14 protein-coding genes and 1 pseudogene are annotated in these 16,212 nt (G+C 58.0%); 6 read left to right on the top strand and 9 right to left on the bottom strand.

Going from position 1 to position 16,212, the window contains the following annotated elements:
• Positions 1-288 precede the first annotated feature (288 nt).
• Both OQ460_RS11230 and lpxO read left to right on the top strand, forming a co-directional pair.
• Positions 289-1,632 (top strand): Wzz/FepE/Etk N-terminal domain-containing protein, encoded by a 1,344-nt coding sequence (locus tag OQ460_RS11230; protein WP_410021862.1) that lies wholly within the window; start codon positions 289-291, stop codon positions 1,630-1,632.
• Positions 1,633-1,896: 264 nt separating this feature from the next.
• The gene (gene lpxO, locus OQ460_RS11235) at positions 1,897-2,796 is read left to right on the top strand and encodes a lipid A hydroxylase LpxO (protein WP_410021863.1); all 900 of its coding nucleotides are present in this window, start codon (positions 1,897-1,899) and stop codon (positions 2,794-2,796) included.
• 18 nt (positions 2,797-2,814) lie between these two features.
• On the opposite strand, the pseudogene OQ460_RS11240 reads toward lpxO, so the two are convergent.
• Positions 2,815-3,334 (bottom strand): annotated as a pseudogene (locus tag OQ460_RS11240) (hypothetical protein); the annotation flags it as partial.
• Positions 3,335-3,577: 243 nt separating this feature from the next.
• Here OQ460_RS11240 and OQ460_RS11245 point away from each other — a divergent pair.
• Both OQ460_RS11245 and OQ460_RS11250 read left to right on the top strand, forming a co-directional pair.
• A complete protein-coding gene (locus tag OQ460_RS11245) occupies positions 3,578-3,895 on the top strand; it encodes a hypothetical protein (RefSeq protein ID WP_410021864.1) in 318 nt (105 codons plus the stop codon).
• A 39-nt stretch (positions 3,896-3,934) separates the two neighbouring features.
• Positions 3,935-5,095 carry a PQQ-dependent sugar dehydrogenase gene (locus OQ460_RS11250; RefSeq protein ID WP_410021865.1) on the top strand — a complete coding sequence of 387 codons (1,161 nt, stop codon included), beginning with the start codon at positions 3,935-3,937 and terminating at the stop codon, positions 5,093-5,095.
• Between the two features lie 90 nt (positions 5,096-5,185).
• Here the strand turns inward: OQ460_RS11250 and OQ460_RS11255 are convergent, their stop codons facing one another.
• A complete protein-coding gene (locus OQ460_RS11255; RefSeq protein ID WP_410021866.1) occupies positions 5,186-5,665 on the bottom strand; it encodes a DUF1348 family protein in 480 nt (159 codons plus the stop codon).
• A 46-nt stretch (positions 5,666-5,711) separates the two neighbouring features.
• Positions 5,712-6,275: a TetR/AcrR family transcriptional regulator gene (locus OQ460_RS11260; RefSeq protein ID WP_410021867.1), complete on the bottom strand. Its 564-nt coding sequence runs from the start codon at positions 6,273-6,275 to the stop codon at positions 5,712-5,714.
• A 125-nt stretch (positions 6,276-6,400) separates the two neighbouring features.
• On the opposite strand from OQ460_RS11260, the gene pssA reads away from it, so the two are divergent.
• The gene (pssA, locus tag OQ460_RS11265; RefSeq protein ID WP_410021868.1) at positions 6,401-7,744 is read left to right on the top strand and encodes a CDP-diacylglycerol--serine O-phosphatidyltransferase; all 1,344 of its coding nucleotides are present in this window, start codon (positions 6,401-6,403) and stop codon (positions 7,742-7,744) included.
• Here the strand turns inward: pssA and OQ460_RS11270 are convergent.
• The 5 genes from OQ460_RS11270 to efeU form a co-directional block, all read right to left on the bottom strand.
• Complete coding sequence (locus OQ460_RS11270; RefSeq protein WP_410021869.1) at positions 7,741-8,955, bottom strand: MFS transporter; 1,215 nt, start codon at positions 8,953-8,955, stop codon at positions 7,741-7,743. The genes pssA and OQ460_RS11270 overlap by 4 nt on opposite strands.
• Before the next feature lie 141 nt (positions 8,956-9,096).
• Positions 9,097-9,915, bottom strand: coding sequence for an iron uptake system protein EfeO (gene efeO / locus OQ460_RS11275; protein WP_410021870.1), 819 nt, complete (start codon positions 9,913-9,915; stop codon positions 9,097-9,099).
• A 23-nt stretch (positions 9,916-9,938) separates the two neighbouring features.
• A complete protein-coding gene (gene efeB / locus OQ460_RS11280) occupies positions 9,939-11,243 on the bottom strand; it encodes an iron uptake transporter deferrochelatase/peroxidase subunit (RefSeq protein ID WP_410021871.1) in 1,305 nt (434 codons plus the stop codon).
• A gap of 14 nt (positions 11,244-11,257) precedes the next feature.
• Entirely contained in the window at positions 11,258-12,460 is a 1,203-nt protein-coding gene (gene efeO / locus OQ460_RS11285; protein ID WP_410021872.1) for an iron uptake system protein EfeO, read from the bottom strand.
• 10 nt (positions 12,461-12,470) lie between these two features.
• A complete protein-coding gene (gene efeU, locus OQ460_RS11290; protein ID WP_410021873.1) occupies positions 12,471-13,310 on the bottom strand; it encodes an iron uptake transporter permease EfeU in 840 nt (279 codons plus the stop codon).
• Positions 13,311-13,526: 216 nt separating this feature from the next.
• Here efeU and OQ460_RS11295 point away from each other — a divergent pair, with 216 nt between their 5' ends.
• Positions 13,527-14,540, top strand: a complete 1,014-nt coding sequence (locus tag OQ460_RS11295) for an AraC family transcriptional regulator (protein ID WP_410021874.1) — start codon at positions 13,527-13,529, stop codon at positions 14,538-14,540.
• Positions 14,541-14,707: 167 nt separating this feature from the next.
• Here the strand turns inward: OQ460_RS11295 and OQ460_RS11300 are convergent, their stop codons facing one another.
• Positions 14,708-16,090: a TcdA/TcdB catalytic glycosyltransferase domain-containing protein gene (locus OQ460_RS11300; protein WP_410021875.1), complete on the bottom strand. Its 1,383-nt coding sequence runs from the start codon at positions 16,088-16,090 to the stop codon at positions 14,708-14,710.
• Positions 16,091-16,212: the final 122 nt, after the last annotated feature.

Genomic DNA, 16,212 nt, shown 5'->3' on the forward strand with positions numbered 1-16,212 from the left:
TCCTTTTCGGTAATGGGTGACATGAGCGCGCGCAGCAATTGTGGCATGGCGCAAGAGTTACGCAGCCCCCCAAGTGGTCTACGCTCCTGAAGGCGATAAATGACGCCTATGTGTCAGAAAGAAAACTATCTTTGAGCTGTAGGGATTTTTCCCTGGCCTGAACGGTCGGATGAACGTTGACTCGCGTGCATCTGCCGTGCGCAGAGCGTTGTCCCGGTTATTTTATTTAGTTTCAGGATCCACAGTGTATTGGACAATCAGTGTCCGCTATCTAAGGGTGTGCCCATTTTGAATAGAACTCCCCAGTCTCACGCTAATGCGGCATCAGACGAATTTGATTTGTTTGAACTGTTTCACTCTGTCTGGCGGCAAAAAAAACTGGTCATTGGCTGTACGGTTTTTGCGGGTCTCGTGGGAGTTGGCTACGCATTATTGGCACCGCGCGTCTATCAGGTCAGCAGTGTCTTGCGCCCGGCTGCGATCAACGAGCTGGATGCCCTGAACCGTTCCGAAGTCTATAAGTTGCCACCGGCCGATGCGCTGGCCAAAGTGGGCTCGCAACTGGATTCGTATGAAGCCCGGTTGAACTTCTTCAAGGCCAACCAGGGATTGTTCGAGGCGTTCCAGAGACCGGGGCGTAGTCTCGAACAAAGCTTCGAGGCTTTCAATCGCAACGCTATCAATCTGGTCCTGCCCACCTCAAAAGACACTGACTCGCCCAGCAGTCACATACGCCTGGAATTGCAATATCCCGCCGACATCAATGGCGTCGCGATTCTCAACGGCTTTGTCGACTACGCCATTGCCGCAGAGCGCGAGCAGGTTGGTGCCGACCTTAAAGTGATCGTCAATAACCGGCTCGCGGAACTCAAAGGTAAGATCGACGCCGCCCGTTCCAATTACGAAACGGGCAAGGAGTCGAAGGTCGCCACCTTGCTGGAGGGCGACAAGCTCAAGCGGGCGCGGCTTGAGGACGAGCTCAAGGCGTTGCGCATGCAGATGAAAATGGAGCGCTCCAATCGCTTGGCAGAGCTGGCCGAAGCGATTTCGATTGCCAAATCCATGGGCATAGAGAATCCGACAACCCCTTCGGCCATGGCGGACGCCGGGCGTAGCGGTTCCGGCCAAGTCATGCGTACCGAGGTGACCAACCAGCAGATCCCCTTGTATTTCCTGGGGACCGAGGCTCTCGAGGCTGAACGTGTTGCACTGCAGCGCCGTACCAGTGACGATTTCACTAACAGTCGCGTCGCTGAAATCAGCAAAGAGTTGCAGTTGCTGGAGGTCAACCGTGAGGTCGAGGTGCTGAACAAGCGCGGCAATGAAGATATTTTCCTGCAGGATGTCGAGCCGCTGCGGGCCGAGGTTGCACGCCTGCGTGGGCTGAATATCGATATGAGCAACTTGCAACTGGTGACGATCGATCGTCGGGCTCAGGAGCCACTGAGCCCGATCAAACCGAGAAAAATCCAGGTGGTTGCACTGAGCCTGGTGGCCGGGTTGGCGCTCGGGATACTGGCGGCGTTGATTCGCCATTTTGCGCTGATCCATCGTGACGCCTCGTCCTTTTCATCCCAAGGGGATCAGCGCTTGTCCCGGCGCGAACGCAAGGATGATGAACCGTTGACCTGAAGGGCTCAAGCCACACCCTCGCTGTAACCTTTGCGGGCTGCATCGCAGCCCGACATGTCCATCGCTGACACCTTTTAACAATATTTGCTTAACCTTTTGTTACAAGCTGTGGCTAAAATAAAAGCCATTGGCCACGATCTGCGGGTTTGCCACGCTCGTCGTGTCGCCTGTTGACGAATTGTGATTTCAGGCGCTGCTTAATATCCTCGGTCTTGTTGGCCCCGCAGGAGCAGCCTGTACTCTTCTGACATGTGACGAATTCCCTTGAAACTCATCATTGTTGCTCTCTACCTTGTCTCCATTGCGTATGTACACCTGCGTGGCCGGGTGAGACATAAGCTGGGTCGCCAGTTAAGCGATCACTCCACCTTCCTGGCCCCCATCAATTGCTTTCTTTACCTGTTTTCCAGGCTGCCCAGCCGACCGTACCTTTCTCCCAGCGACTTTCCCGACTTGAGTCCATTGCAGGAGCACTGGGAAGAGATTCGCCAGGAAGGCCAGAATTTGATGCGGGCGGGGGAGATCAAACGCTCGGACCAATACAACGACGTGGGTTTCAACTCGTTTTTCAAGTCAGGCTGGAAGCGTTTTTACCTGAAGTGGTACGGCGACAGCCATCCTTCCGCCATGAAGTTGTGCCCGCGTACGACCGAACTGGTGCAGAGCATCGGCTCGATCAAGGCAGCGATGTTTGCCGAGTTGCCGCCGGGTTCAAGACTGGTTCGCCATCGTGATCCGTATGCCGGCTCCTATCGCTACCATCTGGGGCTGGATACGCCTAATGATCCGGGTTGCTACATCAACGTGGATGGCGAGAATTATTACTGGCGCGACGGTGAGGCGGTGATGTTCGATGAGACTTATATCCACTATGCCGAAAACACTACCCAGCACAATCGCATCATCCTGTTCTGCGACATCGAACGTCCAATGAAGTACCGCTGGGCCGCTGTGTTCAATCGCTGGTTCAGTCGGAACGTGATGGCGGCGGCGGGTTCGCCCAATGATGCCGGAGACAAGACCGGTGGCTTGAATCGAGCTTTCACCCGGCTGTACAAAATCCGTCTGCGGGGCAAAGAGCTGAAAAAGCGCAATCGCACGCGCTATTACCTGGAGAAATGGGCGATCTTTGCCGGCCTGGCAGCAGTTTTCCTGCTTATTTGAGCCAGCCGACCGAGCGCATCACTCTGGAGGATGCGCTCCCAGTCGTTCCCACAGCTTCTTGCTGATCCACTGCCGATTGGCATAGCCCGCCCATGGATCTTCCTGCAGGTGCTGCACGCGCTCTTGCAGGTTGTCGATGTTCCACTGCTGTGCCCCGCGCAGCTCGCTCAGTTCATCCCTGCTGACCGGCACGGACACCGGCAAGCCAGGCCGGACCCACACCGAGTAGGCCGCGACCGTACTGGCTCCGCGCCCATTGCGCAGATAATCGATAAAGATCTTGCCCCGCCGTTTTTTTGGCCCGGAAGTGGCGGTAAAGCTCCGGCAACTGCTGCGTCATGAACTGGGCAAAGGCTTTGCTGAAAGCCTTTACCGTTTCCCAGTTGTCTCTGCGCGCCAGTGGCACGATCAGGCGCGCATGCCCAGGGTCCAGCTGCTTGATAATGGGGATCGCCAAACGCTCGGCATGTTTCTGGAAAAACTGCTCGCCCTCGATGCCTTCAGGTGCCCTCAACAACGAAGCCGGGATATGGGCCAAGCCGAAACTGATTGCACCTTTCCATATGGCGCGTGGCATAGGATCACCTGCTGTAGGGATAGTTGTGCAGGTGACCTGCCGGCCTTGAGAAAAGTTTCTGTCATCGGCTGACCGGAATCCGGCATTTCACGGTCATTGAAAAGTCGTGTTACACCTGATCAGAAACTATTTAGTTACCAAACTCGAACCCAGGGCGTAGCGTGCTATCGAAAGCAAGTACTGCTCGCCTCAGAGAGGTTTGTCATGAATGCTCCTATACACCATCTTGTCCTGTTGACGTTCGGCCTGACGTTGAGCGCTCTGGCCCAGGCACAGAATCTGCCCAGTAATAACACCCCTTACAACAGCCCGATTCACCGGGCCAACCCCAATAGCATGCAGGGCACCAAACCCAATACGCCTAGTGTTCCCGGCATCTATACCGCGCCCGTTCCGCGGCCGCCAACCCTGGAAAACGGTGGCATCGGTAATCGCTATCCGCAGCGCAATACGACGCCTGCGCAGCCGGCTACCCAGCCATCGCCCCCCACCCGTGACGCCAACGGCAATCGTCGACCCTGATGACGGTTATGGCTGAAACCCAACAAGGAAACCCACGGTATGTTTCTACGTAAAACGCTTTTGGCGACACTTTGCGCCGGCACCTTGCTTGCGCTGACACCCTCGGTGTTTGCTGCCGACACCCAGCAGTTTCCCAGCGAACAGGGCAGCGTGACGGTAACTCCGGTGGCCAAAGGTTTGAAAAACCCTTGGGCGCTAGCGTTTCTACCGGATAACCAGGGTTTTTTGGTGACTGAGCGTCCTGGTGACCTGCGGGTCGTCAGCCCGGACGGCAAGCTTTCAACGCCTTTGAATGGGGTGCCGCAAGTCTGGGCCAAGGGGCAGGGCGGTTTGCTGGATGTGGTGTTGTCGCCGAGTTTCAGGCAGGACCGATGGGTCTATCTGTCCTACGCCGAAGGCGGCGGTAAGGGCGGCACGGCTGGCACGGCAGTCGGTCGAGGACGGCTTAGCAAAGATTTGAGCAGTCTTGAGGACTTTCAGGTCATCCTGCGGCAGGAGCCGAAGCTGTCGACGGGCAATCACTTCGGTTCGCGGTTGGTGTTTGACCGCGACGGTTATCTGTTTGTGACCCTGGGGGAAAACAACGACCGGCCAACAGCCCAGGACTTGGACAAGCTGCAGGGTAAAGTCGTGCGCATCTTCGCCGACGGTCGAGTGCCGGATGATAATCCCTTTGTCGGCCAGGAAGGGGTCCGGCCCGAGATCTGGTCCTACGGCCAGCGCAACCCCCAGGGCGCTGCGCTGAACCCGTGGACGGGTACTTTGTGGGAACACGAACACGGCCCGCGCGGCGGTGATGAAATCAACATCATCGAGCGTGGCAAAAACTATGGTTGGCCATTGGCGACTCACGGCATCAACTATTCCTTGCTGGCGATTCCAGAGGCCCAGGGCAAGAGCGTCGAGGGCACCGTGGCACCGCATCATGTATGGGAGAAGTCACCGGCCATCAGCGGCATGGCGTTCTATGACGCTGACCGTTTCAGCCCTTGGCAACACAGTGTTTTTATCGGCGCCCTGGCCAGCCAGGAACTGATTCGCCTGCAATTTGATGGCGACAAGGTGGTGCATGAGGAGAGATTGCTGGCTGGGTTGAAAGCTCGCATTCGCGATGTACGGCAGGGACCGGATGGCTATTTGTATGTGCTGACGGACGAAGAGAATGGGGTGTTGTATCGGGTTGGGTTGAATCAGGATTGAGGGGCAGATAGCGGCGCCGAGGGGGGTTCAAACCACAAGAACCCCCCACTCCAGATCAACACAACCCTTCAGTTTGCAGCGTGACTACCATTACAAGCCCAGCTCGGATAGCCCCGGATGGTCATCCGGGCGCCGCCCAAGTGGCCAGTGGAACTTGCGCTCGCTGGCTTTGATCGGCATGTCATTGATGCAGGCATGGCGGCGGGACATCAAACCGTCCTCGTCAAACTCCCAGTTTTCATTGCCATAGGAGCGGAACCAGTTACCGGAATCGTCGTGCCATTCGTAGGCATAACGCACGGCAATGCGATTGCCCGTGAACGCCCACAGCTCTTTGATCAGTCGATACTCCAACTCCCTGGCCCATTTGCGGGCAAGAAAAGCCTTGGCCTCGGCGCGGTTGTGGGCAAATTCAGTGCGGTTGCGCCATGTCGTGTCAAGTGTGTAGGCCAGGGACACACGTTGCGGGTCCCTGGAGTTCCAACCATCTTCGGCCAGACGAATTTTTTCAATGGCCGACTCGAGCGTAAACGGCGGAACGGGCGGGCGGACTTCAGCCTTGGATGACATAGGTCGACTCCTGAAAAAGTTAAGGTTTGAACTTGCGGTGTTGCAATCACAGCGCCAATAAAGTTCGTGCCATGGCTTGCGCATTATCCGCAGCGCTTGCATCGCCCGTGACGAATGCAACGGTGATGGCACCATCGATCAGGATCAGCAACTGCGCGGCCTGTTGTTCTGCAGCGACACAGCCATGTGCTTTGCATAGTTGCAGCAGGTATTCGAACAGTTTTTGTTTATGGGCCTTGGCCAACAGCCGTACAGGGTCATGCGGGTCGCCGGTTTCGCCACTGGTGTTGATGAATGCACAGCCGCGAAAGTCCTTGGAGCCGAACCAGGCCTTGAGCGCGGTAAACAGCCCGAGCAGGCGTTCGCCGGTGCTCTGGTTACGCTCGACTTCGGTTTGTAGCCATTGCATCCAGCGTTGATCGCGCCGTTGAAGGGCGGCGATAACCAACTCGTCCTTGTTGGCAAAGTAACGGTAAATACTCTTCCTGGAGACGCCAGCGGTTTTTACCAGTCGATCCATACCGGTAGCAGCTATGCCGCTTCTGTAGATCAGCTTTTCGGCAACGTCCAAGATAATGTCGCAGGTTTCATTACTGTTCATTTCGTTCATTTTTCAAAAGTAGAACGATCATTCTTCTTGGTCAAGAAATTATTTTTCAGTGGTCGGTGGGAAGACCTGTGCACGTCCATGGTGTAAGCTCGTGAGCTCTTCGGATTCGACCCACTGCGAGCCCTATGCCGTCGTTCTTCAAACGCTCCCTGTTACCCAAGCTGCGCGGTTTTCCTCTTACTACCGACGCCATCGACGTGCTCAACGGGGCCGCCGAGTTTCGCCGTTGCCTGCTGGAAAAAATCGCCCAGGCGACCCAGCGCATTTACATCATTGCGTTGTATTTGCAACACGACGAGGCCGGCCAGGAAATCTTCGATGCCCTGCATGCGGCCAAGGCCGCCCGGCCCGAGCTGGATATCGTGGTGGTGGTCGACTGGCTGCGGGCCCAGCGCGGGCTGATTGGTGCAGGCAAGCAACCGGGAAACAGCGCCTGGTATCAGGCCATGACCCAAAGTCATGGCAGCAGCGTGCCGGTGTACGGCGTGCCGGTGCAGACCCGCGAATTGTTTGGCGTATTGCACCTCAAGGGATTCGTGATCGATGACAGTGTGCTGTACAGCGGCGCCAGCCTGAACAATGTGTACCTGCACAAGTTCGACAAGTACCGTTTCGACCGCTACCACCTGATTCACAGCCAGCCATTGGCTGACTCGATGCAGCACCTGGTGGAGCATGGGCTGGTCGCGTCGAAGGCGGTGCACCGCCTGGACCTGCCAAACCTGCCCAGCACTCGCAGCTTGCGCAATGACATCGGTGACCTGCGCAGCCGCCTCAAGCACGCGGCGTATGACACCAGCGCGGGCCAGCTCGCAAATGGCGGACTGTCAGTCAGCCCGTTGCTGGGGGTGGGCAAGAACAACCCGCTGAGTCGGGTGATCTGTGAACTGATTGCCAGCGCCCAGCAACAACTGACCATCTGCACGCCGTATTTCAACCTGCCGTTGGCCGTCACCCGCGAAATCAATCGCGCCCTGGCGCGCGGGGTGAAGATCGACATCATTGTCGGCGACAAGACGGCCAACGATTTCTACATTCCCCCCAGCGAGCCCTTCAAGGTAATCGCTGCGCTACCGTACCTCTACGAGATCAGCCTGCGGCGTTTTGCCCGGCGGCATCAGCGGATGATCGACAGCGGTCAATTGAACCTGCACCTGTGGCACGACGGTGATAACACCTACCACCTCAAGGGCATGTGGATTGACCAGCGCTATACCTTGCTCACCGGCAGCAATATCAACCCGCGGGCATTTCGCCTGGACCTGGAAAATGCCTTGCTGATCGACGACCCCAAGGGGCAGTGGCTGGAGCCGCGGCGCGCTGAGCTTGTGGAGATTTTTCGGCACTCCACGCGAATCGAAGGCTACCAGCAGTTACAGACGCTGGTGGATTATCCGCCAGCGGTCGGCAAGTTTCTGCGGCGCGTCAGCCGGGTACGCATCGAACGCTTGTTGTACCGGATCCTCTAAGACGCGGCGCTGTTGCGCGCCGCAGGCCAGCAGGCGACGAGCAACAGCAGGGCGGCGGCCACTAGATACGGCAGGCGCGGCTCGATGGCATAGATCAAGGTTGCGGCCAGAGGCCCGATCACCACCCCGAACCCCTGGGCCGCACCTACCGAACCTGCCGTCGCGCCTTGCTCCGAAGCTTCTACGGCATTGGCCGCCAGTGCTGCGAAGGACGGGAAGATCCAGCCCATCCCGGCTGCCGAGACAAAGAAACACAGCCACAGGATCCACGCCGTGTCGGCGAACATGCTGCCGGCAAACCCCAGGGCCGAGACGACGGCACCGACACGAATCATCCGCAGGGGTGGCCACTCCAGCTTGCGCACCAACAGCTGCGAGCAGATCAACGCCAGGCCAACCATTGTCAGGGCAATCCCGGCCGTTTGCGCAGCGTCGGCCGGGGTCATCTGCAGGCGGTCCAATGCGAAGAAGCCCACGGTGATCTGGGCAATCGACACACATAGCATCGCGACAAACGCCACCACCAGTGGCCGCCGCAAGCGCGGGTCCGACAGGTTCACTGCTTTCGGGGGTTGCTTGAGGTGCAGTTCCTGGCGCGGCAGTTTTTTCAGCAGCACCAAAAAGCCGGCCATCGGCAGCAATGCCATTGCGTAAAACGGTAGGCTCAGGCTGTAGCGCGCCAGCAGCGCGGCGATGGCCGGGCCCAGCACCAGGCCGCAGGCGTTTGCGGCTCCCAGCGACGCCATGGCCTTGGCGCGATGCCCAGGCTCGATATTGTCGGCAATCAGCGCGTAGCCACCCACCGGAATCGCCGCATAGAACACGCCGATCAGGCCGCGTCCTAGAATCAACCCGATAAATGCCAGCATGGCCGAGGGCAGCACCTGCAACGACACATCTATAAACACGCACAACGCCCAGTAAGCCAAGGTGAAGCCGCCTGTACCGAGCAACAAAACCCGGCGCCGACCGAGACGATCGCTGGCCTGGCCCCAAGGCCGGGCCAGCAGCATCCAGATCACCCCGGATATGGTTACCGCAGCGCCTGCCTGCCAGGTCGCCAGCCCGAGAACCCTTGCGATGGGGCCGATCAGCGAAACAAAAGCCATCATTGCCATGGTGCAGGCCATGTTGGCGATCAGCAGCGGACGCAGGTTGAACGAGGCCGGGGCGGTCAAGGCAGGTTCGACGCCGGCGATCGAATTGGGCATGGGAATCTTCCGTGAGTGGGTGTCGATTGAACGTTATAGGTAAGACGACCAAACCGATAGCGAGATTAGCGGGACTGATGAAAATGTACAGCCGGCAAACAGGTGATCCCGGGTATGACTCGCCCGTGATCATCGCCGGGATCAGTTCAAGCCCAGCTTGCCCCGCAGAGTCGACAGGTCTTCGGCCAAGGTATTGACCGGGCCCACCAGCGCCTTGCGGTCGTTTTTCTTGACCTTGTCATAGGTTTCAAAGCCGCCATCAGCGGTGTGGTACTTGGCCAGGATCGTGTCCACGGTGGCGAAATTTTTATCGACCTTGGCCAGGAACACCTTGTCTTGTTGCTCGATCTGTCCGCGAAACAGGTCGACGATTTTTTTCGCGCCGTCAATATTGCCCTGGAAATCATACAGATCGGTATGACTGTAACGGTCTTCCTCGCCGGAAATCTTGGTGGCGGCAATTTCCTCCAGCAACGCGGCGGCACCGCCGACGACTTTCTCCGGTGGGAATGTCAGGTTGGCGACACGGGTTTGCAGGTCTTTGACATCTTTGTTCAAACCGTCGGCGAGGGCATCCAGGCCTTGGGTGGTGTTCTCGGAGAACAGGCTGTATTCGAGGCGGTGGAAGCCGGTAAAGTCCTCGGCATCGACGCCTTTTTCGTGATCGTCGACGCGCGAATCGATGGAGGCATCCAGGTCGCTGAACAGCTCGGCGATCGGCTCGATAGACTCATAGTAGACCCGGGTCGGCGCATACAGCTTTCTGGCAGTGGCCAGGTCGCCTTGTTTCACCGCGAAGGTGAAGACCTGGGTCTGGATCACCAGCTCATCGATTTTGTCAGTCACATAGATCTTGTAGTCCGAGACCGGTCCGACCAGATCCAGCGGCGCGGGCGTGGCCAGGGCCGCCTGTGCGACGGAGGTCAGTAGCAACGACAACGCGATAGTGGTTTTTTTCATGGGATGGTTTCCGTCTGGGAGATTCACGCCTTGGTTGTGGTCTGCGGCTGGGTCGCTTCCAGCAGCGTGCGGCCGAGGAAATCCTGTGGTCCGGTAACGCCCGGCAAGCTAAAGAAATACCCGCCGCCTACCGGCTTGAGGTACTCCTCCAGCGGCTCGCCGTTGAGTCGGGTCTGCACGCTGATAAAGCCTTTCTCCAGGTCCGCCTGGTAGCAAATGAATAACAGCCCCATATCCAGCTGACCGTTTTTGTTGACCCCATTGGAGTAATTGAACGGCCGGCGCAGGATCAGATTGGCCTGTGACTGTGGGGTGCGCGGGTTGGCCAGGCGGATATGCGCATCGAGCTTGGTCAGCTTGCCGTGGGGGTCCTGGCTGTAGTCCGGGACCTGGGTTTCGTGATGACCATCCATGGGCGCGCCACTGGCTTTGATCCGGCCGATGATGCTTTCCTGTTCTTGCAGGGGCGTACGGTCCCAGCGCTCGACGAAGTTGCGGATGATCCGTACCGCCTGATAGCTGCCATTGGCCGCCCAGGCGGGTTCGTCGCTGCCGCGGCGGACCCAGACAATTTGCTCCATCGCTTGATTGTCATTGGAGTCCGGGTTGGCCGAGCCATCGCGAAAGCCCAGAAAGTTGCGTGCGCTTTGCGCCGGTGTACCGGGGCGGGCAGGGGCCTGGGGCGGCACGCTGCCTTCCTGCTTCCAGCGCACCAGCAACAGGTCCGGCAGGTTTTTCACGATATCGCGCAGGGCGTGGATATTGGTGTCCGGGGTGTTCGCACAAAACTGCAGGCTCAAGTCGCCGTGACACTGTGCAGGGTCAAGGGCGTCGTTAGGGAATCCGAGCATGCGGCTCAGGTGCTTGGGCTTGGCGCCGGTCAGGCCGAAACGTTGATCAAATAGCGACTCGCCGACCGAGACGGTGACAGTCAAGTTGTCCGGCGACACCACCGGGCCGAGAATTCCGGAGTCGGTAGGAGGCAGTTTCGGGTCCACCTGCGGCACCACACCGCCGGTCATCAAAAAGCCGATGCGCTCGTTGAGTGTGCGAAACAGTCGTTCCAGGTCATCGCGGTCACCGGCCAACACGTCGAAGGCCACCAGCATGCCGCAAGCCGGACGCGGGGTGACGATTCCGCTTTGGTGCGTGCCATGGAAGGCGTGGTGGCCCCGGGTTTTTTCGCTGCTCGGCGCGGCAGTGACTTGGGCGGCATTTGCCGCCATCGCCGGGCAACTGAGGCTGCTGCCCGCTATTGCGGCGCCGGTGGCAGCCATCCCCAGCAAGACACGACGACGCTGTAGATCAAATTGCGCTGAATCACTCATAGGTTTGAACGTCTTCACTTCAGGCCGGTAAGGCCTAGGGCTGGGTCGATTCCATCGAGTACAACGGCCAGAGCCTTGGCCTTGTTGGCGATCTGCTGACGCTGAGCGACGGTAACGCTGTCATAGGTGCTGTAGTGGTTGTCGACCTTCAAGGTGCCGAGCAGGGTGTCGAGTGCATCCATCGCGCTGGAAATCTCGGGTAACAGGCCGGCAGCCGACGTGCTCAGCAGCGGGCGCATCAGATCAACCACCTTGCGGGTCACTTGCAGATTGGCGGCGAAGCCATTGAGGTCAAGGTGGCTATAACGCTCTTCCTCACCGCTGGCGGCGCGCACGTCTGCCAGGTTGCTGAGATTGCGCACCAGGATGTTCACCAACTGCTCAGGGGGCAGTGGCTGGGCCAGCAGTTGTTGCTTGAGGCGTGTGACGTTGGAGAGCAATTGCTGAGCGACGGGTATCAAACCGTCGAGATTGCGTTGCTCGAACAGGCCATATTCGAGGCGGTGGAAGCCGCCGAACGCCGGGTCTTGCTCGCGTTTTTCGTAGTAGTCGGCGCGGGCGTTGATGGTGTTGTCCAGCAAGGCCAGGCGCTGGGAGGCCGGAGCCAGACGCTGGTATGCCTCGCGGGCAGGCAGATAAAGCGCCTGGGCCTGCTGCAGGTCACCGGCTTCTATTGCCTGTTCAAGGGCGTTGACCGCATTAATCAGCGTGCTGCCCTGGCGGCTCAGGTACACACGGAACTCCGACAGTGGCCCGATAAAGGCGACCATCGATGGCTTGGCTTTCGCCTGGGCTTCGGATGCTGCCGTCGGCGTTACATGCAAGGTGCCACGTGGGTTGTTCAACAAGCCGCAGGTAATGGCGTAGTCGCCGGGCAGCAGGTTGGCGTTGATCACTTGGCTCAAGCCTGGCGCGATGTTTTCGCGTTCTTCAACCACCAGCACGCCATCGAGGATTTCCCACTCCACTGCCCGGTCCGAACGGTTGATGATGCGAAAGCTGGCTCGGCCCGCCGGTACGACCAAGGCATCGGGCTCGCAGTTGTGAGCGTGAATGGTCACGGTTATTTCGCTGTGATTGGCCTGGCGCTTGGCGGCGGCCAGTTGCGAGGCATAGTAGAAAAGGCCCGCCGCGGCGATCATCACGACCACCGAGCCGGCCAACGCCCAGCGCAAGGCGCGAGGAGGCGAGGACGGTTGAGGGGATTGGCTGGGCAAGTGGCAGTCCTTACGGGTTGCAAACGGAGGAAGTTGAGCGGGGGGCGGGTGCCGCTGGCAGCAAGAACATCACCAGAGCGACCACCAGGTAAATCAGATACGCCCCCAAGGTGCTGACTGTCGGCGCCTCCTGATAACCGAACATGCCCGCCAGCACTGAGCCCAGCGAACTGTCCATGGGCAACGTGGCACTGAAGTCGAACAAGACGTTTTGCAGATGGTTCCACACGCCGGCCTCGTGCAAGGCCTGCACCGAGTTGGCGAGAATGCCGGCGGCGACCACGAGGATGAACAGCCCGGTCCAACGGAAGAACGCGCCGAGGTTCAGGCGCATGCTGGCGCTATAGATCAGCCAGCCAATGACGATCGCCAGGGCCAGCCCCAGCACGGCACCGATGGGTGCGCCGGGGCCTTCGCTCTGCTGGAACACCGCGAGCAGGAAGAACACGGTTTCCAGGCCTTCCCGGGCTACGGCGAAAAACGCCATGGCAATCAGGCCGAGGACCTGATGCCTGGGGCCGGCCAGCGCGTATTCGAGGGATTGGTGCAGGGAATGTTTGATCGATCGCGCCACCTTGCGCATCCAGAACACCATGGAGCTGAGAATGCCCACGGCTACCAGACCGACGATGCCCTCAAACAGCTCCTGCTGTTTTTGCGGGAACTCGGCACTCATCAACTCCAGGCCGCCCCCCACCAGCAGCGCCAGGGCGGCGGCGAGAAAGACCCCGATCCATACCGCGGGCATCCATTGGCCGCGCCCGGTCTGTTGCAGGTAACTGGCGATAATGCCAACGATCAGTGCCGCCTCAATCCCTTCGCGCAACATGATCAGAAATGGAACGAGCATTGGGCACCGATGACAAATTAGATAGGGAGCTAAGTTGTAACATGGTGATACGTATTCCCAAATGATATTTATTGGCGTTTGCTGAACGGCAGCTGAACAGGGCTTTCAATAGCCAGAGCCGATGCCCCTGAACCTTGCCGGCGTCGGCCTTTCGCACTGGCCATCTGGCTCCTACAATGATCGACCACACAGAAGAACAAGATCGAGCTGCCGCCAATGTCGGAAAAAGACACCATCTCCATCCACCTGGTACGTGAAGCGCTGTTGCAGAGTTGCGCTCCGGGGGCGGCGACCCGGGAAGCGCTGATCAAGGTTGGCATTGACCCGGCGTTGCTGGAGCAGCCGTCGGCCCGGGTTGCGGCCATGGCCTACGCACGGCTGTGGCGGTTGCTGGCGTGGCGCAGTGATGATGAGTTTTTCGGCATGGACCCGCGCAAGCTCAAATCCGGCAGCCTGGCGTTCCTTTGCCGCACCTCCATGGCCCAGCCAAGCCTGGGCACGGCCCTTGAAATGGGTCTGGACTTCTTGTCGTTGATGCTTGAACGCATGCCGGCACAACTGGTGCGCCAGCAAAGCCTGGCGGAAATCGTGTTGCTGGAACCCGAAACCGAACCTCGGCGTGCTTTTACCTATTTTTGCTATTGGATGATCGTCCACGGCGTCGCCTGCTGGCTGGCAGGCCGGCGTATCCCGATCCTGGCCATTGAACTGCGCTGTTCGCAACCGGCGTTCTGTGATGATTATCAGGTGATGTTTTCCGACAACCTACGTTTTGATCGACCACGCACACGGATGATTTTCTCCGCCGATTGCCTCGACCTGGCGATCAAGCGCAGCCCCGCTGAGCTCAAACGCTTCCTGGCACATGCGCCGGCCAATATCCTGGTCAAGTACCGGGACCCTGACAGTCTCGCTACCCGTATCAAAAAAGACTTGCGCCAGATGCCCGCCGGCAGTTGGCCGGAAACCGAAGGCCTGGCCAACAGCCTGTGCATGTCTGCCTCTACATTGCGCCGACGCCTGGCCGAAGAGGGTCAGACTTACCAGGGCCTCAAGGACAGCGTGCGCAAGGAATTGGCCATTGTCTGGCTGGCCGAGCCGGACATCAGTTTTGGTGATATCGCCAGCCGGTTGGGTTTTGCCGATGTGAGTTCGTTCTACAAGGCTTTTCGCAAGTGGTCGGGTTCCAATCCCGGGCATTACCGCAGTTTGATTCTCAACGACGTCTAAGGCGCACACTTCACGTAAGAGTGGCCGCTCGACAACCTGCAGGACTGGGCTCGAATCCTGAGCAATAGACATCAAAAATCCGAAGTCCCAAATCAGACTCCGGATGTGCTGCAACTGAGGGTTGTTGAGTCAACCTCGGGTGACCAGTATTGCGAAGGTTTAACCATTCACCCTTGGGTCGATTTCAACGCCAGAGCGGGTCCTCCGGCCATGGCCTTGGTCGAGCTGTTTTGCTGCTCCTGCGTTTCAAAGTTGACGAAGTTATCCGGGAACCTGAAGTGCGAATCCATCACTTCCCAGAACTCCTCATTCTGCGGCTGATCCACGTCCCAGATCCTTTGCGCCAGGGACGCGGCGTCATTGCGGGTCAAGTCCGGCCGTCCCTTGGCCTCTTGTATGACCCTGTCGACATGAGCCCGCAATGCATTGGGGCCGGTGGTTTCGATGGTGCTTTTGTTCGGGCGGCTAAAATAGCGATCGCCCGTGTATTCATTGCCTTTCATGCAGCGGTATTCGTTGCCGATGTTTTTTACCAGTCTTGAAATCATCTCGCTCCCGGGGTGGGCGGAAAACAAGGCGTTGGCAAAATAAGGGGTTTTGCTGCCGCTGGCTTCATTCTTGCCTTCGGCCATGCCAATCAACATAAGGTCGGGGTGAGCATTCAACGCTCCGTCGAGAGACCGAGTGCTCTCCAAATCGATGTCCGTATAGGTGCCGCCGTACTGCTCGACGATTTCATAACGCGCGACGTCAGAAGCGGCCGCATAGCCACCGTTGCGGCCCATGATTTCATGTTGATACACATCCCGGTTCTTCAAGCGGATATCCGAGGGATCGCTCAGGTCTCGGATCTGGACGTTTTTCAGGTCGCCGAATCGCTCGTGCAATGCATCCAGGGTAGTCGTGTCACGGGAAGGCTTATTGGCATAGCGATCCCAGGACTTCGTCGTCTGATCCAAAATCACGGCTTCTGCCTGGTAGAACTTGTCGTCGGTACGAGCGGCATACCTGGCAAATGCATTGAGTACCGCCGTGGCATTGTCTGGATTGACTTTTCCGCCGTCGGGAAGCAATAACGCTTTAAGTTGTTTGTTGTCAGAAGTGGAAAGCGCCTTGTTCAACTCACTGATTACTTGCAGCTTTGCAACTTTACTGCTAGGTAAATGCTCGGTATTGACCGGGGCTTGCATTGCCACCTTGAGTTGGCTGAATAAGCCACGCATAGGTCTTTCCGATTGATAGTCGGGGTAAATATCCTGCGCTCTTTGCTGTGCCAGTTTGTTGGTGGCGTAGGCCTTGAACTGAAGGGAATCCACCCACAGCATGACGGTATGGCTGGGGTTCATTTTTGCCCACTGACGAAGATATTGCTCTTGTACTTTTCCTGGCTCGGAACCAACCCACACCATATGAATATTGTTTGGGACGGGTTTGAATTCATCCTTTGGATAAGAGGCGGCAAAGCTCGCAGTAGCTGGAGCATGGAAAGGCGCATGGTTTGCACTTGCCATATGAGTCGGCAGGTTAGGCACAGAGAGAGACTTGAACATATTAACTCCAATAGGTTGACTACGCCTCCCTGCGCTAATTCTGATAGCGCGGCCAATACTGCTCTTACATAACAAGCGAAACAAAGCTTAATAGTGTAACTAGTTTTATAGTAAAATAAATT

It is taken from the genome of Pseudomonas imrae (assembly GCF_046352735.2).
Taxonomy (GTDB): Bacteria; Pseudomonadota; Gammaproteobacteria; order Pseudomonadales; family Pseudomonadaceae; genus Aquipseudomonas; species Aquipseudomonas imrae.